A 24,148-nucleotide genomic window follows, 5' to 3' on the forward strand; every position below is an offset into this window, starting at 1 on the left:
AACTTAGGTCAAAAGTCACAACAACCGAGTTTTTAAGCTTTGATTAGCTGTTGAAGTTCGCCGGACTGAAACATTTCAGTCATGATGTCAGATCCGCCAATGAACTCACCATTGATATAGAGCTGAGGAATGGTAGGCCAGTTGGCATATTCCTTGATGCCTTGGCGAATGCCTGCGTCTTCCAAAACATTTACAGTGTGAAGTTTCTCAACACCACTGGCGCGCAAGATATTGATTGCGTTTCCAGAAAAGCCGCATTGTGGAAATTGCGCAGTCCCCTTCATAAACAATACAACTGGATGGCTGGTAACGATTTCTTTAATTTGAGATTGTGTGTCCATAAATGTTTCCTAGTAAGGCGGTCCAACGATGCAGACAGTTTGAAAATATGATTTCCTAGATTTTAAGACTTAATGCGAAAAAATGGTATTTAAGCTTATTTGCTGCCTGAGACGACACGATGGTGACCGCCATAATCTAGGTGGGTTTGGATATTAGATAATCCCGCTTGATTCATGAGGTCTACAACTGCCTTAGATTGATCAAATCCGTGCTCAACAGCAAGTAGGCCAGTTGGTTGAAGATGGGCTTTGCAGCCAAAAATAATATTTTCTAAGCAGGTGAGTCCGCTGGCATGGTCGGTCAGTGCAAAAACCGGCTCAAATCGGAGATCACCTTGGCCAAGGTGCGGGTCCTGAGCAGCAATATAGGGTGGGTTACTTAGGATGATGTCAAAGGGGGGTTCGTTCTTCAGTGCCTCATACCAACTTCCTTGCACAAATTGAACTCTGTTGAGATTTAGTAATTTTGCATTTTCTTTTGCAATCTCTAAGGCCTCAATAGATTGATCGGTAGCAACAACTTCCGCATGAGGTGACTCATGTGCAATAGCTAGAGCAATTGCACCAGAGCCTGTACCAAGATCTAAGACTTTGACAGACTTATTCAGGCGCTCGATTTCTCTTAGACCAATCTCTACGAGTAATTCTGTTTCTGGCCTTGGAATAAGAACACCGGGTGCAACATAAAGCTCAATCTTGTGAAATCCTTTTTTACCCACAAGATAAGCAATTGGCTCACCACTGAGTCGTCTTGTCTCCAGCGTTTTCCATTCTGCCAAGACCTTTTCGTTAAGCAGCATATCGTCTCGAGAAAATAATGCAGACCGAGGAAGTTTGTAGTGGCTGTTCAGAATATAAGTCATCAGAATTTTTGCCTCAGCAGGTGTAAGTGCTGAGGTGCTTAATAAAGCTCGCAGACTTAACTCTTTAGTCACAGAATGCCTGGGGAATTAATTATCACCAAGGGCGGCTAGCAATTCAGTTTGATGTTCGGATGCAAGCGCATTACAAAGATCATCAATATCACCATCCATCATGGCATCAATTTTATAAAGGGTGAGGTTGATGCGATGGTCGGTGATGCGTCCCTGTGGGAAGTTATATGTACGGATACGATCACTGCGATCGCCAGAACCAATGAGGGACTTGCGCGTTTGAGCTTCCAATTGATGCTTCTCGCGTTCACGGGCATCCATAAGTCGTGAGACCAATACTGTCATTGCCTGTGCGCGATTGCGGTGTTGACTACGATCATCTTGGCACTCTACTACTGTACCGGTAGGTAGGTGGGTGATACGTACTGCAGAATCGGTTTTATTGATGTGTTGACCGCCAGCCCCGGAGGCACGAAAGGTATCAATACGCAATTCAGCTGGATGAATTTTGACCGCTTCTAGTTCGTCTGCTTCTGGCATCACAGCGACAGTGCAAGCAGAGGTATGAATTCGACCCTGTGTTTCTGTTTGGGGCACCCTTTGAACTCGATGACCACCAGATTCAAACTTGAGGCGTGAATAGACGGCTTGTCCTACTAGGCGTAAGACAACCTCTTTATAACCGCCTAAATCGGATTCGGCAGAGCTCACAACTTCGACTTTCCAGCCTTGACGTTCTGCAAAGCGCGTATACATTCTCAATAGATCACCCGCGAAAAGTGCGCTCTCATTACCTCCAGCGCCTGCACGAATTTCCAAGAAAACATTACGCTCATCATTTTCATCTTTTTGGAGCAAGAGCTTTTGCAGTGTGGCTTCAAGCTCTTCCATCGTTTCTTGAGCTTGCTTTTGCTCTTCATCTGCAAAGTCTTTCATCTCAGGATCTTTGCGCATATCTTCGGCTGTCTGGGCATCAGCCTCGGCTTGTTTGTAGAGGCTAAATTGCTCTGCAACCGCAGCAATATCTGAATGTTCTCGCGTAAGCTTCCGATAAGCATCCAGATCTTTGGTCGCTTCCTCGGAGGTTAATAGGGAGTTAAGTTCTGCAAAGCGCGTATCTAGGTGGTCTAGCTTAGCCCGCATGCTGGCCTTCATCTAATGATCTTCTGGCTTGGAATGCGAGGCGAATAATTTGGGTAGCAACTTAATCAAGGCGTCACGCTCAGCGCCGTTAGAGTGTTGCAGCGCATGGAGTGAGCCATGCAAAAATTTATTGGTAAGACCTTTGGCCATCGTATTTAGTACTTCTTGAGGATCATCGCCACGCATTAAACGCTTCATGGCACGTTCAAGTTCAAGTTGTCGTAAACGTTCGCCTTGTTGTTGAATATCCTGAATCAGTGGAACAGCATTGCGACCGTGCATCCAGTGCATAAAGTGACCAACGCGATCTTCAATAATTGCTTCTGCTTGACTGACAGCGGCCTGACGTAAGTTAGCGCCAGTCTGAATCATTGCACCTAAATCATCTACGGTATAGAGATAAACATCATCAAGCCTGGAGATCTCAGGTTCAAAGTCTCTTGGTACCGCCAAATCAATCGTCACCATTGGTTTGTGGCGACGCTGTTTTAGGGCGCTCTCCACCATTCCGAGGCCAATAATGGGTAGTGAGGAAGCAGTACTTGAGACAATAATGTCGAATTCATGAAGACGCCCTGGCAATTCGGAGAGTTTGAAAGATTCTGCTTCTATGTCTTGTGCTGCAATAGAGTTTGCGAGCTCTTGACCTCGTTCGATGGTGCGGTTTGCAATAGCGACATTCTTTGGTTTACGTGCAACAAAATGCGTGGCGCATAAAGTGATCATGTCACCAGCGCCAATAAACAAAATCCGCTGATCCGAAATGTTTTCAAAAATACGTTCAGCAAGACGGACAGATGCTGCGACCATCGAAATAGAGTGAGCACCAATTTCTGTTGAGCCTCGGACCTCTTTTGCGACAGCAAACGTTTTCTGAAAGAGTTGATTGAGATAGGTTCCTAAAACACCCGCATCATTTGCAGTCCGAACTGCATTTTTCATTTGACCTAAGATTTGAGTCTCACCAATCACCATAGAATCTAAACCACAGGCCACTCTGAAGGCATGACGAACCGCATCGGATTGCGGTAAGGAGTAAATGTGTGGTTGTAGAGTGCTTGGTGCAAGCTGTTGGGTTTTTGCTAGCCAATCAAAAGCGACCTCATGCAAAATACCTGCAGCACTATCATCATTTGCTGCGCAATAGACCTCAGTACGGTTGCAGGTAGATAGAATTGTGGCTTCTGGCAGCCCAGCATGATTCGCACCAACTAAATGCTGGCGAAGATCGTGCAACGCTTCTTGAAGAAATTCAGGGTCAAAGGCGACCTGTTCCCGAATGGCGACCGGCGCTGTATGATGGTTGATGCCGAGTGTCCACAACTTCATAATGGCAATTATAGATTTGATGGCAACTTTAATGGGGGTAACAATGGGGTTTTTGGCTTTTCTGGTGATTGGGGGGTATTTCAGGGACATCGGCTTGGATTTTTTACCCCAGTCTCTCTCGTAGCTCTTTGTCCATCAAGCTCCTCATGGCATCCTTAATTGAGGTAAGGGCTGCCGCCGCCAGCTCGTTTTTGGGGTAATATTGAGGGGCTTTTCAGTCTGGGCAAAGCTTGGAGTGGGGCTGCGCTATTTTTGCTTCCTGTACTGCGGCTGGAATTTTTACAGCTTTAGCTAAATAAATCAGATTGAGGGGCATTTACCCACTGAATGGGCGTGCTCTGATGCTCAATTAGCCATTGATTAGCTTTGGTGAAGTGGGCGCAACTTGCTTTGTCACCCGACTCCAAAAAAGGTTTATTGGTTTTGTAGACGCCTAGCCCCGATGGGTGAGAAGATTGCAAAACACATTGGCCTAGACCATCTTCAATTAAGGGTAGATTCGATTGAGCATGTCTACCCCAAAGCATCCAGACTAGGTGAGGCCTTTGTTTGGCTAAAGTGCTAATGAGGTGATCAGTCACACCTTTCCAACCCAGATTAGTATGGCTACCTGCTTCGCCTAATTTAACGCTTAATGCGGTGTTTAGAAGCAGCACGCCCTGTTCTGCCCAATGATGCAGATCGCCATTTGGTAATGATCCAAAGCCTTCAATTGCCAGCGCTTTACTGATATTGCGAAGGGAGCTGGGAAATTCTCGCGAGTTCACTGCAATATTTGGGGGTATGGAGAAAGCCAATCCTTGAGCTAACGCTGGTGAGTGATATGGATCTTGTCCCAGAATGACTATTTTTACCGATTGAACTGGGCAAAGCTTCAGAGCCTTGAAAAAATGTTGAGGTTCAGGTCTTACCAAACTTATATTTTCATTTAAGACATTTTGTAAATTTTTCTCTAGTGATTGCCACTCCATCGCCTCAAAGAAGCCGCCAAATAACTCCCGCCAATCATTGGGGATATCGTCTTTTGAAAACAGCGCTTTCAATTTCGCTTAAACATCCTTCTTGGGAGTGAGTTCGTATTGCATAGGAACATGAGCAGACTGCAGGGCTATTATACGCTCGTGCTCTAGACCATCGCGATAGAAGGTAATGTGAATCTGGGTATTTTCAGAAAGACTTGCTAACACCTTATCCCAGCGAGCGCTGGTAATGCGCTGCCCATCCATGCTAGCTAGCAAGTCTCCAGGTGATAGGCCTGCAGCCTGAGCAATGCCACCATCAAGTACATGAGTTACTTTTAACCACCCGTTAGCATCGGTACGGCGCATACCAAATTCCAGTTGTCACTTATCAAGAGTGGATAAAGATTTATTGTTAACAGATATTAGATTTGAGCCTATCCATTTTTGTAGAGGAATCTCTTCAACGCCAAATACATCTTCATCTCTTCCCAGGTTTCGGCAAAACCTTGCCCCAGCAAGTCAAAGACTAAATCATCTAGACCATTTTCTGGAATGCCGTTAAAGGTAATGCCATGCTTGCGCCAAAGCAGACGCATCAGATCATCCAGTGACTGCTTATTTTTGGTAAATGCGCGGATTTGCAAATCAAGACCGAGCGCGAATAACGCACCCTTACCGTAATGGCTTACGACAGCATTTGGTGTGTTTTCATCTATCTGGTAGTATTTAGTCCAGGCATAAAAAGAGCTATCAGCCAGGTTCTTTTTTTGGCGACCAGGACCGCGCAAAATACCATTCCAGTTATCTGCAACCAGTTTTAAATAGGTTTTGAGATCGATCCTTTTACTTCGTAAAAGCTGGTAAAGCCCTCAAATACCCAAAGGAGGCGAGTGCGATTGCGCTGACTCAGGTCATATGGCTGAAAAAAGTTTGGTTGAATGCGTTTTACTAACCATGCATGAAAATACTCATGACTACATAGGCCTAAAAATTCTCGATAAGCAGATTCTTCAAGCAGGATATTTTCTCGGGGAATCTGATCTCACCTAGAGAGTAATGCAGTACTGTTGTGGCGATGCTCAAGACCGCCGTAACCATTCAATACGGCATTCACTAAGAAGTGATATTCTCCAAAAGGCGCGCGTTTAGTTTTTGGTTCAAAGAGATTAATAGTGCTTGCGCAAATCGCTTGCAGGTCTTGAGAAATTCGCTTGATATCAACAATGCAGTTGCATCCTTGGATGGCTATACGATGAGGCACCCCATTTGATTGCCAATGAATAACTTGAAACTCACCCATGGCAACTGGATGATCAAGTAGATCATCATAGTTTTGTGCAAGATAAAAACCAAACCCACGACCATCAGTTTTGACGGATCTCAGGGTGGTGTGCACGCTCCATTGATCAGCAAAAGCTTGCTCAGGAGAGGGAATGGCGAGCGAGCAAGGAAGGCGCTCTTGTCCATTGACGGCAAGACAAAGGCTGGTGGCGTTAAAGAATGTACATTCCGTATCTAAATAAGCTGCTCGTACAGAAGAATCAAAAGCATAGACGGCAGTCAGAATGTCTACGGCACTATTGACTGGTGGCAGACGCTCATGATCATTGTCGATCCGTTCGAGCGCAATCACTTTTTTTGAATCTGAGCTAGCAAAAGCTTCAATGGATTCTATATGTTTACTGAAATCCCGGATGAGGTAGCCGCCAGGAATCCAGGCCGGCATTTGCAAGACCTGACCATTGGGGTCAGGATTAGCTATATGGAGCTTTATGCGAAAGTGATGGCCATGAAAATCAGCCGGCCAAACTGTGTATTGTGAATTGCTGGTAAATCGGCATGATGCATGATGTTTATTTCAGAGAATTAAATTTCTTTTCGATATTAGTTATTTGTACTGCGCCAGGAAATCTACTGCCATCAGCGAAAAATAGAGTTGGCGTCCCTGTGACACCATAAGTCGTAGCAAAAGCCATATTCTGATCCAGCGGTGTACTGCAATCTCCCTTACCACTGGGAGTAATACCATTTATCATCCAATCCATATAAGCCTTATTCGGATCCGTTGAGCACCAGATCTGTTTTGATTTTTGAGCTGAGTCTGAAGACAAGATTGGCATTAAGTAGGTGTAAATCGTGACGTTGTCTAATTGCTGTAATGTTTTTTCAAGGCGCTTACAGTAGCCACAGTTTGGATCAGAAAAGACGGCTAATTGGCGCCTGCCATCGCCACGTACATTTTTAATCGCATTGGTAGGAGATAGATCGCTCCATTTAATGCGATTGAGGTCTGCCTGTCTTTGTTCGGTAATATTTTTGCCAGTAGCAATCTCAATAATCTCTCCTTGAATGAGATATTTTGCAGAGACATCTGTATAGAAAATATCATGACCAACCAATATTTCATATAAGCCAGAAACTGGGGCTGGTGACACACTTTTGACTTTGACATTGGCGCCCAATTTTTTTTGAATTGCAGTCTTTACTTGCTGCTCTGGTTGCGCAGACAGTGATCCCGAAAAGAATAGGCTTGCACTGATAACGGTAATCACGGATAAGAATTTATTCAAAATCAATTTCCCCTAAAGCGCGTTCAATCAAGCGCTGTTTTATAAAATGGCTCTTATTGACCAACCCTAGACCCCAGTTGCGGAGTTGTCGTTCTGTACTACTACTTGCTGAAAATAATTTCTTGAGTTTATCGGTTACCCATAAAAGCGCACTCGTATCGCCTTGGCGTTGTCGTTCGTAGCGGCGGAGTAAAACGCGGTCGCTGGGCGAGCGAAAGGATTCGCGGTTGCCTAATATATTGAGCAATACTGCTACATCTCTCAGTCCCAGATTGAGGCCTTGTCCAGCCAGAGGATGCATAACGTGGGCAGTATCACCAATGAGCGCTACTTTGGGATGATTCTCAGGACCAATAAATCGTTTGGCTCTCATTCTCCTTAGAGGAAAGGCTGCTGGAATCGAGTTCAGGGTAAGTTCACCCAACTGCTTTGTAATTGCACCGTTAGCAATGGATGAGAGTTGTTCATGCCATTGAGCTTGATTGAGTTTGAGTAAATCAGTAGCGTTTTCTGGTGACGTAGACCAAACCATGGACACTTGTTTTCCTGGCAGAGGGAGCATGGCCACAATATCTCTTCCAGGTAGAAACCATTGAAACGCAGTTTCTAAGTGTGGGTAAGTGCAAAGCCAATTCGTAACTAGAGCACTTTGTGAGTAGCTTTCTTCGCTTGCATTGATGCCAATATTATTACGAATTGCCGAGTGAGCACCATCGGCTGCAATCACGAGTTGCGTACGAATGCTGCCACCATTCTTTAAGTGCAGAGTACTTCCATCCGCATCTACGCTTATTTTGTCAACAATAGTGCTTACACGCTCCAGTTTGTTTTGAAACCGGGAAGCTTGATCAAGTCTATGATCAATGAGATTAGATTCGCCGATCCAAGCAAGTTGTGGTGTTCCCGCTTCGAATGCGGAGAGGTGGAGGAAATCATTTTTTTCACCGCGATCGCCATAGATCCGCATATCTTGAACAGGCTGTAAGCGACTTTGATCAATTGCATCCCAAATTTGTAAGCGGGCAAGCAGTTTTTGGCTACTTGGAGAAAAAGCATAAATTCGTTGCCCCCATTGATTACCAGAAGGGTTTGGGCAGGTTTGCCCTAAATCTGGGGCAATCTCGATAGTTTGGAGACCAAGTTGTGCCAGACCAAGGGCGCAAGCTTTACCAGTAATGCCTCCGCCGACCACGACTACATCTGCGGTGCGCATTTTGGTGGATTGGGCCATTGAATTGGATAAGGGTTTTAGGTGAACTTCTGACATAACTCGATGATATCGAAACAAGTCCCTTTACAATAAGGGCATGTCTTTAAAATGTGGCATCGTCGGCCTGCCTAATGTCGGCAAATCTACCCTCTTTAATGCGCTTACCAAGGCTGGAATCGCAGCAAAAAATTATCCTTTCTGCACGATTGAGCCAAATGTTGACGTAGTCGAGGTTCCTGACCCCCGTTTAGCTGCTTTGGCTGAAATCGTGAAGCCTGAGCGTATATTGCCAGCAGCGGTTGAATTTGTTGATATTGCTGGATTAGTGGCCGGCGCCTCAAAAGGCGAGGGCCTAGGTAATCAGTTTTTAGCAAATATTCGTGAAACTGACGCTATTACTCATGTGGTGCGGTGTTTTGAGGATCCAAACGTGATTCACGTTGCTGGAAAAATTGATCCTATCGCTGATATTGGGGTCATTGATACTGAGTTAGCGCTTTCCGATTTAGCAACGGTTGAAAAAACGCTTAACAGATCCAGTAAAGCCACCAAGTCAGGTAATGACAAAGATGCAGCTACTTTGGTTGCTGTTTTGACGAAAGTTCAAGCGCATTTGGACTCTGCGCAGCCAGTTCGCAGTCTAGATTTAAGTGATGATGAAAAGCTATTGATTAAACCTTTGTGTTTAATTACAGCGAAACCTGCCATGTATGTTGCAAACGTAAAAGAGGATGGTTTTTCTAATAACCCACACCTTGAGACTGTAAAGCAACACGCAGCTAAAGAAAATGCTCCAGTTGTGGCTGTCTGCGCAGCAATTGAAGCAGAAATTGCTGACTTAGATGAGGCCGATAAGATTGAGTTCTTAGCTGACCTTGGCATGGAAGAGCCTGGTCTAGATCGTGTAATTCGTGCTGGTTATTCCCTACTCGGCCTACAAACTTACTTTACTGCTGGAGTGAAAGAAGTTCGCGCTTGGACCATTCATCAGGGCGATACAGCGCCTCAGGCCGCTGGCGTCATTCATACAGACTTTGAGCGTGGTTTTATTCGAGCCCAGACAATCTCTTACGATGATTTTGTTCAGTTCAAAGGTGAGGCAGGTGCAAAAGAAGCCGGTAAGATGCGTGCCGAAGGTAAAGAGTATGTAGTTAAAGATGGCGACGTCTTGAATTTCTTGTTTAACGTTTAAGCAAATAAATGTAAGTAATCTATTTGATAAAATAGCCCTGTAAAGGGTTTTTTATTGGGCAACAAACACGCCATTTCTTTTAAGCAGTTTTGGCTGCTTTTTCAAGACACTTGGAAATTTCCTCGTAGCGCTTAAGGGCCATTTTAATGTAGCCCACACACTCAGATGTTTCAGGCGACCGTGCAAAGTGGCTTGTGAGCCAAAGTCGGATGAAGATATGAGGTCACCTACTAAGGTGGACTGCTTCTCATGGGCACAGGAAACAATCTTATCGAGCAAGCTTTCCTCAATGCAGTCAAGCTTTTTGCCTGGATTCATGCGATCGATTGAATCAATCAGGTTCAGCAGATTTAGGTAAGGCGAGGTTTTTGGAGCTTGTATAAATATCTTGTGGTTGTTTGCCCATTAGAGGACGGCTTCAGTGTATTCCTGAAGTCAGATTTCAGCAATTGATGTACGTCAACTAAAAAAGTAATCCAGACTGACTGCAATGTCTAAATTCTTTTCAATTTCTTCAGAATGGCTCATCGGATGCTTGATTAGCGCATTTGCTTACGCATTTCTTTTTTATCTCAACGGATGGCTTACCAATAGTTGGACTTGTGACCTGGGAGTGAAGTGGATTTATTTACCAGCGGGCTTACGTTTATTTCTCACCTTAATTTTTGGATTCTCAGGAGCTGCTGGTATTGCCTTGGCCTCATTTTTAATTAGTTATTTCGGTGATTTCCCAGGTGATTTAATTATTTGCATTGGCGCATAGGGTTAATTTCTGGATTTGCTCCGTATTTGGCCAGAGTTTTCGTATTTAGCAATTTGAGACTAGAGCCAGACTTAAGTAATCTAAGCATTTCTAAACTCATAGCTTGTATTTTGATTTATTCATTGATGTCAGCAGGCTTACATCAATGGTGGTTTTCTGTATAGGTGATGCATTAGGTTCGCTACTGCTGATTTCTTTAATCAAGAGCTGTCTAGATCTTTTGAGAAAAGTTAGGAAAAGAGCTCACTGAGTGCTACGCCTGGATCAGCGGCACGCATGAATGCTTCGCCAACCAAAAACGCATTAATTCGATTGTTGCGCATCCGCTCTACATCAGCGCGGTTCAAGATTCCAGACTCTGTTACCAAGGTTTTATTTTCTGGAACCATGGACATTAAAGAAAGGGTAGTTGGTAGGGCAACTTCAAAGGTTTTGAGGTTGCGATTATTGATGCCAAGTAATGGTGTTTTCAGTTCTAAGGCCTGCTCCAATTCTGGGGCGTTATGCACCTCAACTAAAACATCCAAGCCTATTTCATGGGCGCAGGCCTCAAGCTCCTTCATTTGATTTAACTCTAAGTACGCCACGATAAGTAGGATTGCATCTGCGCCAATGGCACGTGCCTCATAAACTTGATATGGATCGATCGTGAAGTCTTTGCGCAAAACTGGAATATTGCATGCAGCACGAGCTTGTTGTAGATATGCATTGCAGCCCTGAAAATAGTCTTGATCAGTCAGTACTGATAAACAAGCAGCACCATGTTTTTCATAGGACTGGGCAATCCCTGCGGGAGCAAAGTTATCGCGCAAGATACCTTTGCTTGGACTTGCCTTCTTAATTTCAGTAATCACTCCTGCTTTACCGGCAGAGATCTTATTTTCAATAGCATTGATAAAGCCCCTTGGCTTTAAGAAGGTATCCAGATTGTTTGCCTCAGCTTGATCACGTTGCTTGGCAAGTGATAGTTGTTGTAGGCAGCGATCTATCTCAATCTTTTTCGTTGCAACAATTTTTTCGAGGATATCGCTCATAAATAATCAATTACTGTATTTGTGTTGCTGCAACAAAAGTATCTAACTTTTGACGGGCCGATCTAGAGGTAATGGCTGCTTTAGCCAATGCAATGCCATCAGCAATATCTTTAGCTATTCCCGCCACATAGAGTGTGGCTCCAGCATTGAGGCTAACAATATCGCTAGCAGGACCAGGCCGACCATCAAGTACGTCTAGCACAATCTTTTTGGATTCTTCCACGTTAGCTACTTTAAAACTATTAGTTGGAGTAACGCTGAAGCCAAAATCTTGGGGATGAATTTCATATTCACGAACTTGACCATCTTTGAGTTCGCCAACTAAGGTAGGCCCCTTTAAAGAAATCTCATCCAGACCGTCACGTCCATAAACAACCAGCGCATGAGTCATGCCGAGTGCTTGTAATACACGTGCTTGAATGCCTACTAGATCCGGGTGAAACACACCCATTAGGATACGCTTAGCATCTGCTGGATTGGTGAGGGGGCCTAGGATATTAAAAATCGTCCTAACGCCCAACTCCTTGCGAATAGGTACTACGTTCTTCATGGCGGGGTGATGGTTTGGGGCAAACATAAAGCCCGCGCCAACCGTTGAAATACATTGGGCCACTTGTTCAGCGGACAGGGTAAGGTTTACTCCAAGAGCCTCTAAAACGTCTGCGCTACCAGACTTGCTGCTTACGCTCCGATTGCCATGTTTAGCGATCTTGGCTCCGGCACCTGCGGCAACAAACATTGCTGCAGTGGAGATATTGAAGGTGTGGGCGCTATCGCCGCCTGTGCCAACAACATCTACCAAATGACTCCGATCAGCCACTTTTACAGGGGTTGCAAACTCACGCATTACTTTTGCAGCTGCAGCGATTTCACCAACTGTTTCTTTCTTGGTGCGAAGAGCTGCTAATAGTCCAGCTACAAGCTCTGGGGACATTGCACCGCTCATAATGAGGCGCATCATGTCTGTCATCTCATCATGAAATAATTCGCGATGTTCTATACAGCGTTGTAGAGCTTCTTGTGGAGTGATTGGCATAAAGTCGTATTTATAGGGACTTATTTAGTCTGTAAAAAGTTTTTCAGTAGTGCATGACCATGCTCAGAAAGAATGGATTCGGGGTGAAACTGAACACCTTCAACAGCAAGTTCTTTATGGCGTACAGCCATGATTTCTCCATCAGACGATGTTGCCGTTACCTCTAGCATTACAGGCAAGGAGCTTTTCTCAATAGCTAGCGAATGGTAGCGAGTGACTTTAAATGGGTCAGGCAGATTCTTAAATACACCAACACCAGTATGGTGAATGCTGTCCGTCTTGCCGTGCATTACTTTTTGAGCGCGAATTACTTGACCGCCAAATGCTTCACCAATTGCCTGATGCCCCAAACAAACGCCGAGGATTGGAATTTGACCGGCATAACGCTTAATGGTATCGACAGAGATACCTGCTTCAGCTGGGCTACAAGGTCCAGGTGAGATACAAATCCGCTCCGGATTGAGTTTGGCAATATCTTCGACGGTCATTTCATCGCTTCGCAATACTTTGACCTCTTCACCCAATTCAGCAAAATATTGGACTAGGTTATAGGTGAACGAATCGTAGTTATCAAGCATTAGGAGCATCGAGTCCTCCTTGTACTAAATCGGCAGCAGATAGTACTGCACGTGCTTTTGCTTCCGTTTCTTTCCATTCAGCAGTTGGATCGGAGTCTGCTACAACGCCAGCGCCTGCTTGAGAGTGCAATACGCCATTTCGTATAACACCAGTACGTATGGCAATTGCTACGTCCATATCGCCCGAGAAGGAGAGATAGCCAACTGCACCACCATAGACCCCACGTTTCACTATCTCCATCTCATCGATGATTTCCATTGCACGAATTTTCGGTGCCCCAGACAAGGTTCCAGCAGGGAATGTGGCGCGCAATACATCCATATTGCTCATCTTGTCTAATAGGTCGCCCTCTACCGAACTCACAATGTGCTGAACGTGAGAATATTTTTCGATAGACATAGAGTCAGTCACTTTGACTGAACCAGTTTTGGCAATACGACCTACATCATTACGCGCTAAATCAATCAACATTACGTGCTCGGCAATTTCTTTTGGATCCGCTAAGAGTTCTTTGGCTAGACGCTCATCTTCCTCTGAATTTGCTCCACGAGGACGGGTGCCAGCGAGCGGCCGTATCGTCACAATCTTCTCGGTAGCACGTTTTTCTTGGCGCACCAAAATCTCGGGAGATGAACCAACAATTTGCATATCACCAAAGTCGTAGAAATACATATAAGGCGATGGATTGAGTGAACGAAGTGCTCTATAAAGAGCCAATGGAGAGTCCGTGAATGGCTTGCTAATTCTTTGGCCAATTACCACCTGCATACAATCACCAGCCAAGATGTACTCTTTAGTTCTGAGCACCGCATTTTCAAAATCAGTTGCTTTAAATTTGCGAATAAGATCAGTTTTAGTGCTTGGTAAAGATGCCGGCATATTTGCAGGTTTACCAAGACAAGTAAGTAATTCTCTTAAACGATCTTGTGCGTTTTCAAAACTATTGGCAATGCTGGGATTCGCATAAACAATAAAGTAAATTTTTCCGGCAATGTTATCAATGACTGCTAACTCTTCAGTCAACATGAGTTGTATATCCGGGACGCCCAATTTATCGGGTAGTTGATGCTTGGCTAAACGTGATTCAATATAGCGAACTGTGTCGTATCCAAAGTATCCTGCAAGTCCACCACAAAAACGAGGACTGTCCGCTTGTAGTGCTACTTTAAAGCGTTTGAAATAGGTGTCTACAAAGTCCAAGGGATTTTCGGTATCGCTCTCAATAACTTGGCCGTCAGTAACTACTTCATTTACTGGCGCAGAAGGCGTGCCCACAGTTCGCAAAATCGTCTTGGCAGGCAGGCCAATAAAGGAGAAGCGACCGAAGCGTTCGCCACCGAGCACGGACTCTAAAAGGTAGGTATTTTTTGTGCCAAATGCTTGACTGAGTTTGACGTAAAGCGATAAGGGTGTTTCTAGATCGGCTAATACTTCCTTGATGAGAGGAATGCGATTAAAACCCTGTTTAGCAAGGTCATGAAATTCTTCGCGATGCATTAGGCTTTACCTGACTTGTCTAATGCAGTACGCATTTCTTGAATAACATCCGCATAATTTTCCTTGTCATAAATTGCTGAACCTGCAACGAAAGTATCGGCACCAGCTCTTGCTACTTCGGCAATGTTGTCGACTTTAATTCCGCCATCGACTTCAAGGCGAATATGTCTGCCGGTATCCATTTGATAACGATCAAGACGTGCACGAACTTGAGCAACCTTATTCAAGGTACTTGAGATAAATGATTGACCACCAACACCAGGATTTACAGACATGAGCAATACAAGATCGAGTAATTCTCGGGTGTGATCAAGATGATCAAGTGGAGTTGCCGGATTGAATACTAGACCTGTTTGACACCCTTGATCACGAATTAGATTCAATGTGCGATTCACGTGAGGGCTTGCCTCTGGATGAAAGCTGATTAAGTTGGCACCTGCTTTTGCGAAGTCAGGAACAATGCGATCTACCGGTTCGATCATTAGGTGCACATCGATCACCGCAGGCTTGCCATCTTTGTATGCATGCGGGCGAATAGCCTCACAAACCAAGGGGCCAATAGTGAGATTAGGTACGTAGTGGTTATCCATAACATCAAAGTGAATCCAGTCGGCCCCAGCCGCTAATACGTCTTTTACTTCCTTGCCTAGACAGGCGAAGTCAGCTGACAAAATTGAGGGGGCGATCACAAATTGACTATTTGAGAATGAATTTTGGCTTTTCATCCCTAGATTCTAGCTTGCAGTTGGCCTGAAGATAGAGCAGAATTCGAGCATGAATCCCAATGAAATGACGATAACCGTCAAAGCCCAGTACCTTCCGGAGCAATCTGACCCCGATAATCGCCAATTTGCCTTTGCTTATACCGTCACCATACGCAATACAGGTGCGGCAAGTATTCAACTGATTGCCCGCCATTGGTTTATTACTGATGGCGATAACGACGTTCACGAGGTCAGGGGATTGGGGGTTGTTGGGCAGCAGCCGCTTTTGGGCTCTGGAGAGCATTTTGAGTACACCAGCTGGGCTACCTTACCTACATCTGCCGGGACCATGCGGGGGGAATATTTCTGTGTTACCGAGGAGGCTCAATTCTTTCAGGTGCCCATTCCAGAGTTTGCCCTGGTAATGCCGCGCACCCTGCACTAGAAAGGGACTGTAAAAAGCTTATTTTTTGCCTTTGCCTGTTCAGAGGACAATAAACAACAAAAGTCCGAGAGCAACGGCGCCTTCAAAAGCAAACAGTAGCATTGGGTATTTATCGAGTAAATTGGCAATCATGATTTCAAAATTTGAATTAATCCCGATAAGTGTCTTCGCTATCCTCATCGTTAGCTTAATTGTCGGTTGCTCCACGCCACCCACCCGTGGTACGGGATCTCGTTCTAGTGTTCCGGGAGTGTCACCCTCTAGCTATAGCTCTTCGATTGCGAGTTTCGGCGCTGTCTCTTGGCAGGTCTTATCAGGATGGCAGGAAGACGATCTATCCCAAGCTTGGCCCGCCTGGTTAAAGAGTTGTGATGTCTTACGCAAGAAAAGTAGTGAAGTGAATTGGCGCCTAGTTTGTGTGCAAGCAAGCAATGTATCGAGTCACGACACTCAAGCTATTCGTCAATATTTTGAGAGTAACTTTCAGGCTTATGCAATCCGTACAAGCTCTGGGAATGAGACAGGTTTAATCACGGGTTATTACGAGCCAATGATGAATGGTTCACAAACACGAACTAGTACTTATGGCGTACCGCTTTATGCATACCCAAACGCATGGCGTAAATCTAAACCAAGTCCAGCTCCAACGCGTGCTGAGCTGATGAGTTCAGGCGTTTTGAGGGGTTCAGAAATTGCATGGATACAAGATCCTGTTGAGGCTGCCTCTATGCAAATTCAGGGCTCAGGAAAAATTCGCCTTGAAGATGGCCGCATCTTGCGTCTGGGTTTTGCAGGCACAAATGATCAACCTTTCAAGTCATCTGCTCAGTGGTTGCTCGATCGTAAAGAGATCACACGAAGTGAGGCGACGATGCAAGGCATGTCTAAGTGGGCGAAGCGGAATCCCGACCGCGTAAATGAAATGCTGAATGCCAATCCCAGATTTGTATTTTTTAAAGAATTGCCAGGTAATGTAGCGGCAGACTTAGGGCCTAATGGTGCATTAGGAGTGCCGTTGACTGGTGAGCGTAGTATCGCAGTCGATTTACAGGCTATACCTTTGGGGGCGCCCGTCTTTTTAGCTACGACTAAACCATTGAGTAATCAAGCTTTGCAGAAATTAGTGATGGCGCAAGATACTGGTAAAGCCATTGTCGGCGGTGTTAGAGCGGACTACTATTGGGGATCTGGGGATTCTGCTGGAGAGGTGGCAGGGCGTATGAAACAAAATGGCAGAATGTGGTTGCTGCTTCCACGTTAATTGACTAAAGATAATCGAGAGAAGCTCATGAGCTACAAAACAATTTTGACAGAAGTTGATGGCAAAGTTGCCACTATTACCTTAAACCGTCCAGAAGCATTAAATGCATTGAACGGTCAACTAATGGAAGAGTTGGGCGAAGCCTTATTAGCGTTTGATGTTGATGACAATATTGGTTGCATGATCCTTACTGGAAGTGAAAAAGCATTTGCTGCTGGAGCAGATAACGCAAAATTTGCACAACCCGAAGTGAAGTTGGGCATCATTCCAGGTGCAGGTGGTACGCAACGTTTACCCCGTGCAGTTTCAAAAGCGAAAGCGATGGATTTAGCTTTGACAGGGCGCATGATGGATGCTGCTGAGGCGGAGCGTTCAGGTTTAGTCGCCAGAGTTTTTCCGCAAGCAGATTTATTGCAAGCAGTAAAAGCGCTTGCTAAAGGAATTGCAGACATGCCTTTATTAAAGGCCATGATGGTCAAAGAAAGCATTAATACTGCCTATGAAACTACTTTGGCAGAGGGAATTCATTTTGAACGCCGTCTTTTTCATGCTTGCTTTGGTACGAATGACCAGAAAGAAGGAATGGCGACATGTATGGAAAAACGCCCTGCTAAATTTACTAATGCTTAAGCAAGCAATTTAATTGAATGCCTTAAAGAACATTTAGTTCTTTTCTAGGAAGTGTTGAGCTAGTTTGACCCAATAGCTCACGCCGACAGGAATCAAGGAATCATTAAAGTCATACGATGGATTTGTGCAGATGGCAAGGTCCCATACCATGCCCTACAGAGCGATGATCGCCATCACCATTACCCAGAAAGACGTAATAGCCTGGGCTTCTCAAGCAACATGAAGGCAAAGTCCTCTGCACCCATGGTTGGGTCGATCGAGGCATTGACATTTTGTATACCAACTAACTCAGCCATAACTTCAGCAGCAACTTGCACTTCATTAGCATGGTTGATGAGGGGTGGATAGTTACGGGTAAAGCTAATTTCAGCTTGGCAATCAAAAGCAGATGCAACACTGTGAGTGATTTCGCGTAGACGTTGTTCAATTAAATCGAGGACATCTAATGTGAACGTACGCATAGTGCCACCAATGAAAGCGCTGTCAGGAATGACATTGCTAGTTTCACCCGTATTAAATTGAGTGATCGATAAAACTGCGGCATCGACAGGGCGCTTATTGCGGGTAATGATGCTTTGTAGTGCGAGTACTGCTTGTGCGCCAGTAAATACAGGATCTGCGCTATTGTGAGGCAGAGCCGCGTGACCGCCTTTACCTTTAATGGTAATTTCAAAGGCGTTACTCGATGTCATCATGGTGCCGGGAGTAACGCCAAAATACCCTGATGCTAAGCCCGGCCAATTATGAAGTCCGAAAACTGCATCGCATGGAAACTCTTTGAAAAGTCCATCTTTGATCATTTCATTCGCTCCAGCCCCACCCTCCTCAGCAGGCTGGTAAATGAAGATTGCGCTACCTTTGAAATCACGGTGATTTGATAAATATTGAGCTCCTCCTAGTAGCATGGCGGTATGACCATCATGCCCACAAGCATGCATTTTTCCTGGATTTTGTGAGGCATGAGCAAAGTTGTTGTGCTCTTGCACAGGCAAGGCATCAATGTCTGCACGCAGCCCAATCATCTTGCCTGGACCCAAATCACCATCTAGTCGGCCAATAACCCCAGTCTTACCCAATCCACGATAAACCGTAATTCCCCAACTAGAAAGGGCTTCCGCTACTAGATCAGCAGTACGATTTTCTTCAAAATGCAATTCAGGATGCGCATGAATATTGCGTCGAATTTCCTGTATGGCCTTTGCGGAGTCGGTAATTTCAGGGAGTACATGCATCCCTCCATCTTATCCGAAAGTATGTGGAGTTGCCTTGAGAAAGAATGAAATATGAATTAATCGGTACTTGAATGTGCTGCGCAGCAAAATCAAGCGCCTCAAAAGAATATGGCGCATTTATGGCTTTTGGAGTTTTTTGGGAAGTACTGGAATAAAGCCTAAAAAAGGTGCGGTAATTTTTGTAAGAAGAGTTTGTAAATTTTCTTCAATCAAGGGCATTTCCTCTGATAGGCGGTTGGCCACCCACCCTGCAATAGTTAAATTCCGAGATTGCATCGCTTCATAAGTCAGCCAAGCATGATTGATGCAGTCTAATTCCATCCCCACGACGAGAATGATTAGCAAATCAATTTCTTTTGCAAAATAAGCTCAATCTTCTTTGTCATTGAGTGGAACAAGAAAACCCCCGACTCCATCAACCACAACAAAATCCGCTTTATTTTGAATCCTTTTAAAAGCATTAATGAGGACCCTTGTCTCCAGCGCTAGTCCTTGTTGTGCAGCTACAAGGTGGGGTGCAGCAGGTTGATCCAATACATAAGGACATAAATTGAGTGCATTGGATTTCAGATTTGAAGCAATACGTAGCGTTTCCAAATCTTCAGTCTGAGTTTTGCCATGTGCATTCAAATAGATAACAGCAACCACTGGCTTAAAGCCAGTTGTATTGATTCCCTGTCTACATAATTTCAAAAGTAGCGCCCCGCTGACTAGGGGCTTGCCGACCTCGGTATCAGTACCGGTGATAAAGACGCCTTTAGAGTTGCTCAACCATTCTTAGGGTGGCAATGAGTGCCCGAACATCTGCTGCACTATGGTTGGTAGAAAAAGTAATGCGTAATCTTGCAGTTCCTACTGGAACGGTAGGTTGGCGAATAGCTGGAATCCAGTAGCCTGCTTTATCTAATAATTTTGCAGTAAGTAAGGCATTTGCATTGCTACCCAAAATGATGGGTTGAATAGCGGTACGCAAGGAAACCATTTTCCATTGAGTAAATCGCATCTCTTCCTGCCAGATGTCAACGAGTTTATTCAGTTGAGCACGTCGCTTGCCACCTTCTTTCCCTTCGATTATTTTCAAACTCTTTGAAAGAGTATGTGCAACTGCAATTGCAATTGCAATTGCAGGTGGAGTGGCGGTGCTGTAGATAAAGGGACGCCCTTTTTGAATGAGTCATTCAATAAAAGGAGCTTGTGCGCAAACGAATGCGCCGCTGATACCTGCAGCTTTGCCAAGAGTCCCGACATAAATGATGCGATCAGAGCAAATATTTTCTTGTTCCAAAATTCCGTGACCTAGCTCCCCAAGAACGCCAAATCCATGAGCATCGTCTACCAGTAAAAGAGCGTCATATTTCTCGGCTAATGCCAATAGTTGCTTAATCGGTGCAAGATCACCATCCATACTAAATACACCATCAGTCACGATGATCTTCAAGGGGGTGATGTAACTCTGAGCTTTCGTTTCAGTACCTGAGCGTCAAGGATAACGATCTGATCTTGGACAAGTTGTAGAGCGCTAACTGGGTTCGAAGATTTTGTCATGCCAATGTTTTCTTAAGAGCAAGTTGCACGGCACGACCCAATTGCATGGTCTCTTCGGGCAATAAGCTATAAGGCGGCATGACGTAGACCGTATTACCGATTGGACGGATCAAAACACCTTGCTTTATACCATTGGCAAACATTTCTCGCGCAAATGTTTTTGCATTCTTTAAGCTATCCACTTTGATGTCGAAAGCAAGAATCATTCCTTGTTGACGCCAGTGCTCAATTCGAGAATCCGTTTTTGCCCACGCAAATGCTTTAGCTCAATTCTGTGATCGCTCAACATTTTTTTCGAGTACTTTATCTGCTTCAAAAATCTCTAGACGAGCGAGTGCCGCAGCGCAAGCGAGTGGGTTTCCAGTATAAGAATGGGAATGCACAAACCCTTGCTGTGTTTGATTGCTGTAACAAGCTTGGAAGATTTTGTCTGTAGTGAGGCAGCATGAGAGTGGCAGATAGCCACCGCCGCTCCCTTTGGAGAGTTAGGAAGTCTGGCCAGATATTAGCATACTCACAGGCGAAAAACTTACCGCTTTGTCCACAGCCAACGGCAATTTCATCGGCAATCAGGTGAATTGAGTGTCGATCGCATAAATTTTTTTACAAGGCGAAGATATTCAGGTGAGTGCATTGCCATTTGGCCTGCACATTGCACTACAGGCTCAATAATGATGGCAGCAATATTTCCCATGTTCTCTTGCACAAAGTTCTTTCAGTTGATTGGCAGCAAACTTTGCTACATCTTCAGCGCTCTCGCCGGCTTTTGTTTTGCGTGCATCAGGAGAGGTGATGGTGAAGACGTCTTGTAGGAGTGAACCATAAGCTTCACGAAAAATTGCTACATCAGTAACTGCTAGTGCTCTAAGCGTTTCTCCGTGATATCCATTGTCTAGGCATACAAATTTTTTCTTTTCAGCTTTGCCATTGAGTTGCCAGTAGTGATGACTCAGCTTCAGTGCAATTTCCACTGCAGAGGCACCATCCGATGCATAAAAGACATGGCCTAAATGATGTTTTGTCAGTGCAGCGAGTTTTTCTGAAAGTTCTAAAACTGGAGGATGGGTAAAACATGCGAACATTACATGCTCAATTTTTTTCTAGTTGTTTGCTAATTGCTTGATTGATGTGCGGATTGGAATGACCAAATAAATTCGTCCACCATGAGCTAATTGCATCAAGTAGGGGTTTTCCGTTTTCGTCATAGAGCCTTGTCTCTTGTGATGGTAACCAGCGGAAAAGACTCATGCTGTTTCATCTGAGTGCATGGGTGCCAAACGGTGGCGAGACTGCGATCTACGAGGGGGATTGATTTATGTCAGCACTAACCTTGATGTTTGATATTTGACCACTAGTTTTTCCAAAATCGGGCTTCTATCTGTTATGTTGATGCCTTGAATCTACCTAATGTTTGGAATTTGCCTAGGTTGGACACTCAAACCGCTGAAAAACCCTTAACTCAATTTAAATCTAAGGCGGATTTACATCAGGGCGCTAATGGTGATTCTGAGGCTTCTGAAGAGTGGTCAGTAAGTCAAATTGAGGCTTTATTTGCCTTTCCTTTCAATGAATTAATGCTCAAGGCTCAAGAGACACATAAAGGCTATTTCCCTGAAGGGGATGTGGAATCGGCTACTCTGCTATCAATTAATTAAAACGGGTGGTTGCGCTGAGGATTGCGGATATTGCCCACAAGCTGCTCGCTATGACGCCGATGTGAAAGCTGAAAAGTTGATGGGTTTAGAAGAAGTTTGAGAAGCTGCTAAAGCTACTGGCTCAAATCGCTTCTGTATGATGGGTGCCGCTTGGCGCGAGCCTAAAGATCGCGATATTGAGAAAGTGACAGCCATGATTAAGGGTGTAAAAACCTTAGGTTTAGAGACATGCGCTACCCTAGGTATGTTGGAGGCAGATAGCCGGCTTAGATGTTTATAACCACAACCTTGATACCAGCGAGGTTGTCTATCGTTCTGTGATCTCAACCCGAGGCTATCAAGACCGTTTGGATATGATTTCTAATGTACGTGCTGCAGGTATGTCAGTTGGTTGTGGTGGTATTGTCGGCATGGGCGAGTCCAGACAGCAAAGCGGTGCGTTTTTGGCTCGCTTGGCAAATTTAAGTCCCTATCCAGAATCTGTGCCTATTACCCATTTAGTCCCTATTGCCGGGACTCCTTTGGCCGAACAAAAGCCCTTGGAATTTGTTAGAACAATTGCAGTGGCCCGCATCACCAGCCCGTGCTCGTCTGTCGGCCGGTCGTCAAGAGCTTGGCCGCGCGGTTCAAGCAATGTGCTTCATGGCTGGTGCCAATTCGATTTTCTATGGTGAGCAACTACTCACTACCGGCAATCCGGAGGCGGAGCAAGACTGCGCATTTTTGGCTGCGCTTGGATTGAAGACCAAGCAAAGCTGTAAAGCAGAGGTTTTGGTCTAATTAAAGAATGTCACCAGTTGATCGCCTTATCTTAGAATTTGACACTGCACTTCGAGCGGTAGTGGGTGGTGCAAATGCCAGTAGACCAACTCCTGGGTCGGAAATTGGGGGAGGTTCTAGCTTGGATGCTGCTGAACGTAAACATGCCGCTGGACTCATGCGTGTGAATCATGTGGGTGAAGTTTGTGCGCAAGCGTTGTATCAATCGCAAAAATTAGTTGCCCGTAATTCAGAACTTCGGGAGATGTTGAATCACTCTGGACGAGAGGAGATGGATCACCTTGCATGGTGTGAAACCCGTTTGCAAGAGCTTGGTTCACATACTAGTTATCTCAACCCAATTTGGTATGCTGGATCCTTTGCGATCGGCTTAGTAGCAGGCTTGGCAGGCGATAAGTGGAGTTTAGGTTTTGTAGCCGAAACAGAAAAACAAGTGGAGAATCACTTGGAAAGTCATCTTGAAAAATTACCTAAAGACGATCATCGTTCGCGCGCAATTGTTGATCATATGCGTATCGATGAGATTGCTCATGGGCAAGATGCAAAAAATGCTGGTGGGGTAAATTTGCCAGAGTCAATTCAAAAAATCATGCAGGCGATTTCCAAGATAATGGTCACTACTGCTTATAAGATTTAAATCTGTTTTAAATTAGAGAATTACTTTTTAATAGTTATTGATATATTTTTCATTGGATTACTGTTTATTAATACAGTATAATAGAGATTATCTTCTCTAATAGCTAAGATCTACTCTTAAGTAGATTTTCCAAGCCATTGTTTCAAGTAGCTATTCTATTGTCACCATTTTCTCAGCGCATGACGCTAAGTGATTGTAAACACTAGAGAAATTCCTAAAAAAACTCTTAAAAACACTTGACCCTATTATTGCGATCCTCTAAAGTGGGAGGAAATGTGAAAAAGTGAGGTCATTGGTGTTTCAAGGTGTGTCAGCTCTCAATTTAGATGCAAAAGGCCGCATGTCTGTGCCGGCTAAGCATCGTGATGCCTTGTGGGTACAGGGCGACGGTAGAGTCACGCTCACAAACCATCCAGATGGCTGTTTGTTGCTCTTCCCAAGGCCAGAATGGGAAACGTTTAGAGCTAGGGTTGCACAACTACCAATGGATGCGCATTGGTGGCGTCGAATTTTCTTGGGTAATGCAGCAGAGATGGATTTGGATAGCGCTGGTCGTGTGTTGGTCAGCCCAGAATTACGCGCGGCAGCAGGTATGGAAAAAGAAGTGATTTTGCTTGGTATGGGAAGTCACTTGGAATTGTGGGATGCAGCGACATACGCTGCAAAAGAACAGGCGACTATTGCGCAAGGCATGCCTGAAGCACTCAAGCAATTTAACTTTTGATGAC

21 protein-coding genes and 6 pseudogenes are annotated in these 24,148 nt (G+C 44.8%); 8 read left to right on the plus strand and 19 right to left on the minus strand.

Annotated elements, in window-relative coordinates:
* Positions 1–32: 32 nt before the first annotated feature.
* The 10 genes and pseudogenes from grxD to DXE31_RS04500 form a co-directional block, all read right to left on the minus strand.
* A complete protein-coding gene (gene grxD, locus DXE31_RS04460; RefSeq protein ID WP_114697955.1) occupies positions 33–341 on the minus strand; it encodes a Grx4 family monothiol glutaredoxin in 309 nt (102 codons plus the stop codon).
* A gap of 95 nt (positions 342–436) precedes the next feature.
* Positions 437–1,276: a peptide chain release factor N(5)-glutamine methyltransferase gene (prmC, locus tag DXE31_RS04465; protein ID WP_114697956.1), complete on the minus strand. Its 840-nt coding sequence runs from the start codon at positions 1,274–1,276 to the stop codon at positions 437–439.
* Between the two features lie 15 nt (positions 1,277–1,291).
* Positions 1,292–2,371 carry a peptide chain release factor 1 gene (gene prfA, locus DXE31_RS04470; protein ID WP_114697957.1) on the minus strand — a complete coding sequence of 360 codons (1,080 nt, stop codon included), beginning with the start codon at positions 2,369–2,371 and terminating at the stop codon, positions 1,292–1,294.
* Entirely contained in the window at positions 2,372–3,688 is a 1,317-nt protein-coding gene (gene hemA, locus DXE31_RS04475; RefSeq protein WP_114697958.1) for a glutamyl-tRNA reductase, read from the minus strand. It abuts the gene before it with no gap.
* 287 nt (positions 3,689–3,975) lie between these two features.
* Positions 3,976–4,731 (minus strand): uracil-DNA glycosylase, encoded by a 756-nt coding sequence (locus DXE31_RS04485; RefSeq protein WP_114697959.1) that lies wholly within the window; start codon positions 4,729–4,731, stop codon positions 3,976–3,978.
* A gap of 6 nt (positions 4,732–4,737) precedes the next feature.
* Positions 4,738–5,016, minus strand: a complete 279-nt coding sequence (locus DXE31_RS11145) for a PDZ domain-containing protein (RefSeq protein WP_231969360.1) — start codon at positions 5,014–5,016, stop codon at positions 4,738–4,740.
* Positions 5,017–5,084: 68 nt separating this feature from the next.
* Positions 5,085–5,686, minus strand: a pseudogene (locus DXE31_RS11150) (M61 family metallopeptidase).
* Between the two features lie 6 nt (positions 5,687–5,692).
* Positions 5,693–6,424: a M61 family metallopeptidase gene (locus DXE31_RS11155; RefSeq protein ID WP_331852031.1), complete on the minus strand. Its 732-nt coding sequence runs from the start codon at positions 6,422–6,424 to the stop codon at positions 5,693–5,695.
* A gap of 79 nt (positions 6,425–6,503) precedes the next feature.
* A complete protein-coding gene (locus tag DXE31_RS04495; protein ID WP_114698652.1) occupies positions 6,504–7,220 on the minus strand; it encodes a DsbC family protein in 717 nt (238 codons plus the stop codon).
* Entirely contained in the window at positions 7,213–8,487 is a 1,275-nt protein-coding gene (locus tag DXE31_RS04500; RefSeq protein ID WP_114697960.1) for an FAD-dependent monooxygenase, read from the minus strand. The genes DXE31_RS04495 and DXE31_RS04500 overlap by 8 nt, the downstream gene beginning before the upstream one ends.
* 40 nt (positions 8,488–8,527) lie before the next feature.
* On the opposite strand from DXE31_RS04500, the gene ychF reads away from it, so the two are divergent.
* On the plus strand, positions 8,528–9,622 hold the full coding sequence (gene ychF / locus DXE31_RS04505) for a redox-regulated ATPase YchF (RefSeq protein WP_114697961.1): 1,095 nt from the start codon (positions 8,528–8,530) through the stop codon (positions 9,620–9,622).
* Between the two features lie 490 nt (positions 9,623–10,112).
* Positions 10,113–10,385, plus strand: a complete 273-nt coding sequence (locus DXE31_RS11160; protein ID WP_231969361.1) for a hypothetical protein — start codon at positions 10,113–10,115, stop codon at positions 10,383–10,385.
* A gap of 230 nt (positions 10,386–10,615) precedes the next feature.
* Here the strand turns inward: DXE31_RS11160 and trpC are convergent, their stop codons facing one another.
* From trpC to rpe, 5 genes are read right to left on the minus strand one after another with little or no spacing between them, the layout of a single operon-like run.
* Complete coding sequence (trpC, locus tag DXE31_RS04520) at positions 10,616–11,419, minus strand: indole-3-glycerol phosphate synthase TrpC (protein ID WP_114697962.1); 804 nt, start codon at positions 11,417–11,419, stop codon at positions 10,616–10,618.
* Positions 11,420–11,429: 10 nt separating this feature from the next.
* Entirely contained in the window at positions 11,430–12,455 is a 1,026-nt protein-coding gene (gene trpD, locus DXE31_RS04525; protein WP_114697963.1) for an anthranilate phosphoribosyltransferase, read from the minus strand.
* Between the two features lie 20 nt (positions 12,456–12,475).
* A complete protein-coding gene (locus DXE31_RS04530) occupies positions 12,476–13,042 on the minus strand; it encodes an aminodeoxychorismate/anthranilate synthase component II (RefSeq protein WP_114697964.1) in 567 nt (188 codons plus the stop codon).
* On the minus strand, positions 13,026–14,531 hold the full coding sequence (trpE, locus tag DXE31_RS04535; RefSeq protein ID WP_114697965.1) for an anthranilate synthase component I: 1,506 nt from the start codon (positions 14,529–14,531) through the stop codon (positions 13,026–13,028). The genes DXE31_RS04530 and trpE overlap by 17 nt, the downstream gene beginning before the upstream one ends.
* Positions 14,531–15,256, minus strand: a complete 726-nt coding sequence (rpe, locus tag DXE31_RS04540; protein ID WP_114697966.1) for a ribulose-phosphate 3-epimerase — start codon at positions 15,254–15,256, stop codon at positions 14,531–14,533. The genes trpE and rpe overlap by 1 nt, the downstream gene beginning before the upstream one ends.
* A gap of 49 nt (positions 15,257–15,305) precedes the next feature.
* On the opposite strand from rpe, the gene apaG reads away from it, so the two are divergent.
* From apaG to DXE31_RS04555, 3 genes are all read left to right on the plus strand, one after another.
* Positions 15,306–15,680 carry a Co2+/Mg2+ efflux protein ApaG gene (gene apaG / locus DXE31_RS04545; protein WP_114697967.1) on the plus strand — a complete coding sequence of 125 codons (375 nt, stop codon included), beginning with the start codon at positions 15,306–15,308 and terminating at the stop codon, positions 15,678–15,680.
* 130 nt (positions 15,681–15,810) lie between these two features.
* Positions 15,811–16,941: a murein transglycosylase A gene (gene mltA / locus DXE31_RS04550; protein WP_114697968.1), complete on the plus strand. Its 1,131-nt coding sequence runs from the start codon at positions 15,811–15,813 to the stop codon at positions 16,939–16,941.
* 27 nt (positions 16,942–16,968) lie between these two features.
* On the plus strand, positions 16,969–17,571 hold the full coding sequence (locus tag DXE31_RS04555; protein WP_114698653.1) for an enoyl-CoA hydratase-related protein: 603 nt from the start codon (positions 16,969–16,971) through the stop codon (positions 17,569–17,571).
* Between the two features lie 33 nt (positions 17,572–17,604).
* On the opposite strand, the pseudogene DXE31_RS04560 reads toward DXE31_RS04555, so the two are convergent.
* The 4 pseudogenes from DXE31_RS04560 to bioA form a co-directional block, all read right to left on the minus strand.
* A pseudogene (locus DXE31_RS04560) lies at positions 17,605–18,803 on the minus strand (M20 aminoacylase family protein).
* 117 nt (positions 18,804–18,920) lie between these two features.
* Positions 18,921–19,574 (minus strand): annotated as a pseudogene (gene bioD, locus DXE31_RS11165) (dethiobiotin synthase).
* Positions 19,561–20,241, minus strand: a pseudogene (locus DXE31_RS04570) (aminotransferase class I/II-fold pyridoxal phosphate-dependent enzyme). The pseudogenes bioD and DXE31_RS04570 overlap by 14 nt, the downstream one beginning before the upstream one ends.
* Positions 20,242–20,344: 103 nt before the next feature.
* Positions 20,345–21,657 (minus strand): annotated as a pseudogene (bioA, locus tag DXE31_RS12815) (adenosylmethionine--8-amino-7-oxononanoate transaminase).
* A gap of 229 nt (positions 21,658–21,886) precedes the next feature.
* Between bioA and bioB the strand changes: the two are divergent.
* The 3 genes and pseudogenes from bioB (at position 21,887) to mraZ (ending at position 24,144) form a co-directional block, all read left to right on the plus strand.
* Positions 21,887–22,783 (plus strand): annotated as a pseudogene (bioB, locus tag DXE31_RS04580) (biotin synthase BioB).
* A 7-nt stretch (positions 22,784–22,790) separates the two neighbouring features.
* Positions 22,791–23,420 (plus strand): 2-polyprenyl-3-methyl-6-methoxy-1,4-benzoquinone monooxygenase, encoded by a 630-nt coding sequence (gene coq7 / locus DXE31_RS04585; RefSeq protein WP_114697969.1) that lies wholly within the window; start codon positions 22,791–22,793, stop codon positions 23,418–23,420.
* A gap of 295 nt (positions 23,421–23,715) precedes the next feature.
* Positions 23,716–24,144, plus strand: a complete 429-nt coding sequence (gene mraZ, locus DXE31_RS04590; RefSeq protein ID WP_114697970.1) for a division/cell wall cluster transcriptional repressor MraZ — start codon at positions 23,716–23,718, stop codon at positions 24,142–24,144.
* Positions 24,145–24,148: the final 4 nt, after the last annotated feature.

The organism is Polynucleobacter necessarius, from assembly GCF_900095185.1.
Classification (GTDB): domain Bacteria; phylum Pseudomonadota; class Gammaproteobacteria; order Burkholderiales; family Burkholderiaceae; genus Polynucleobacter.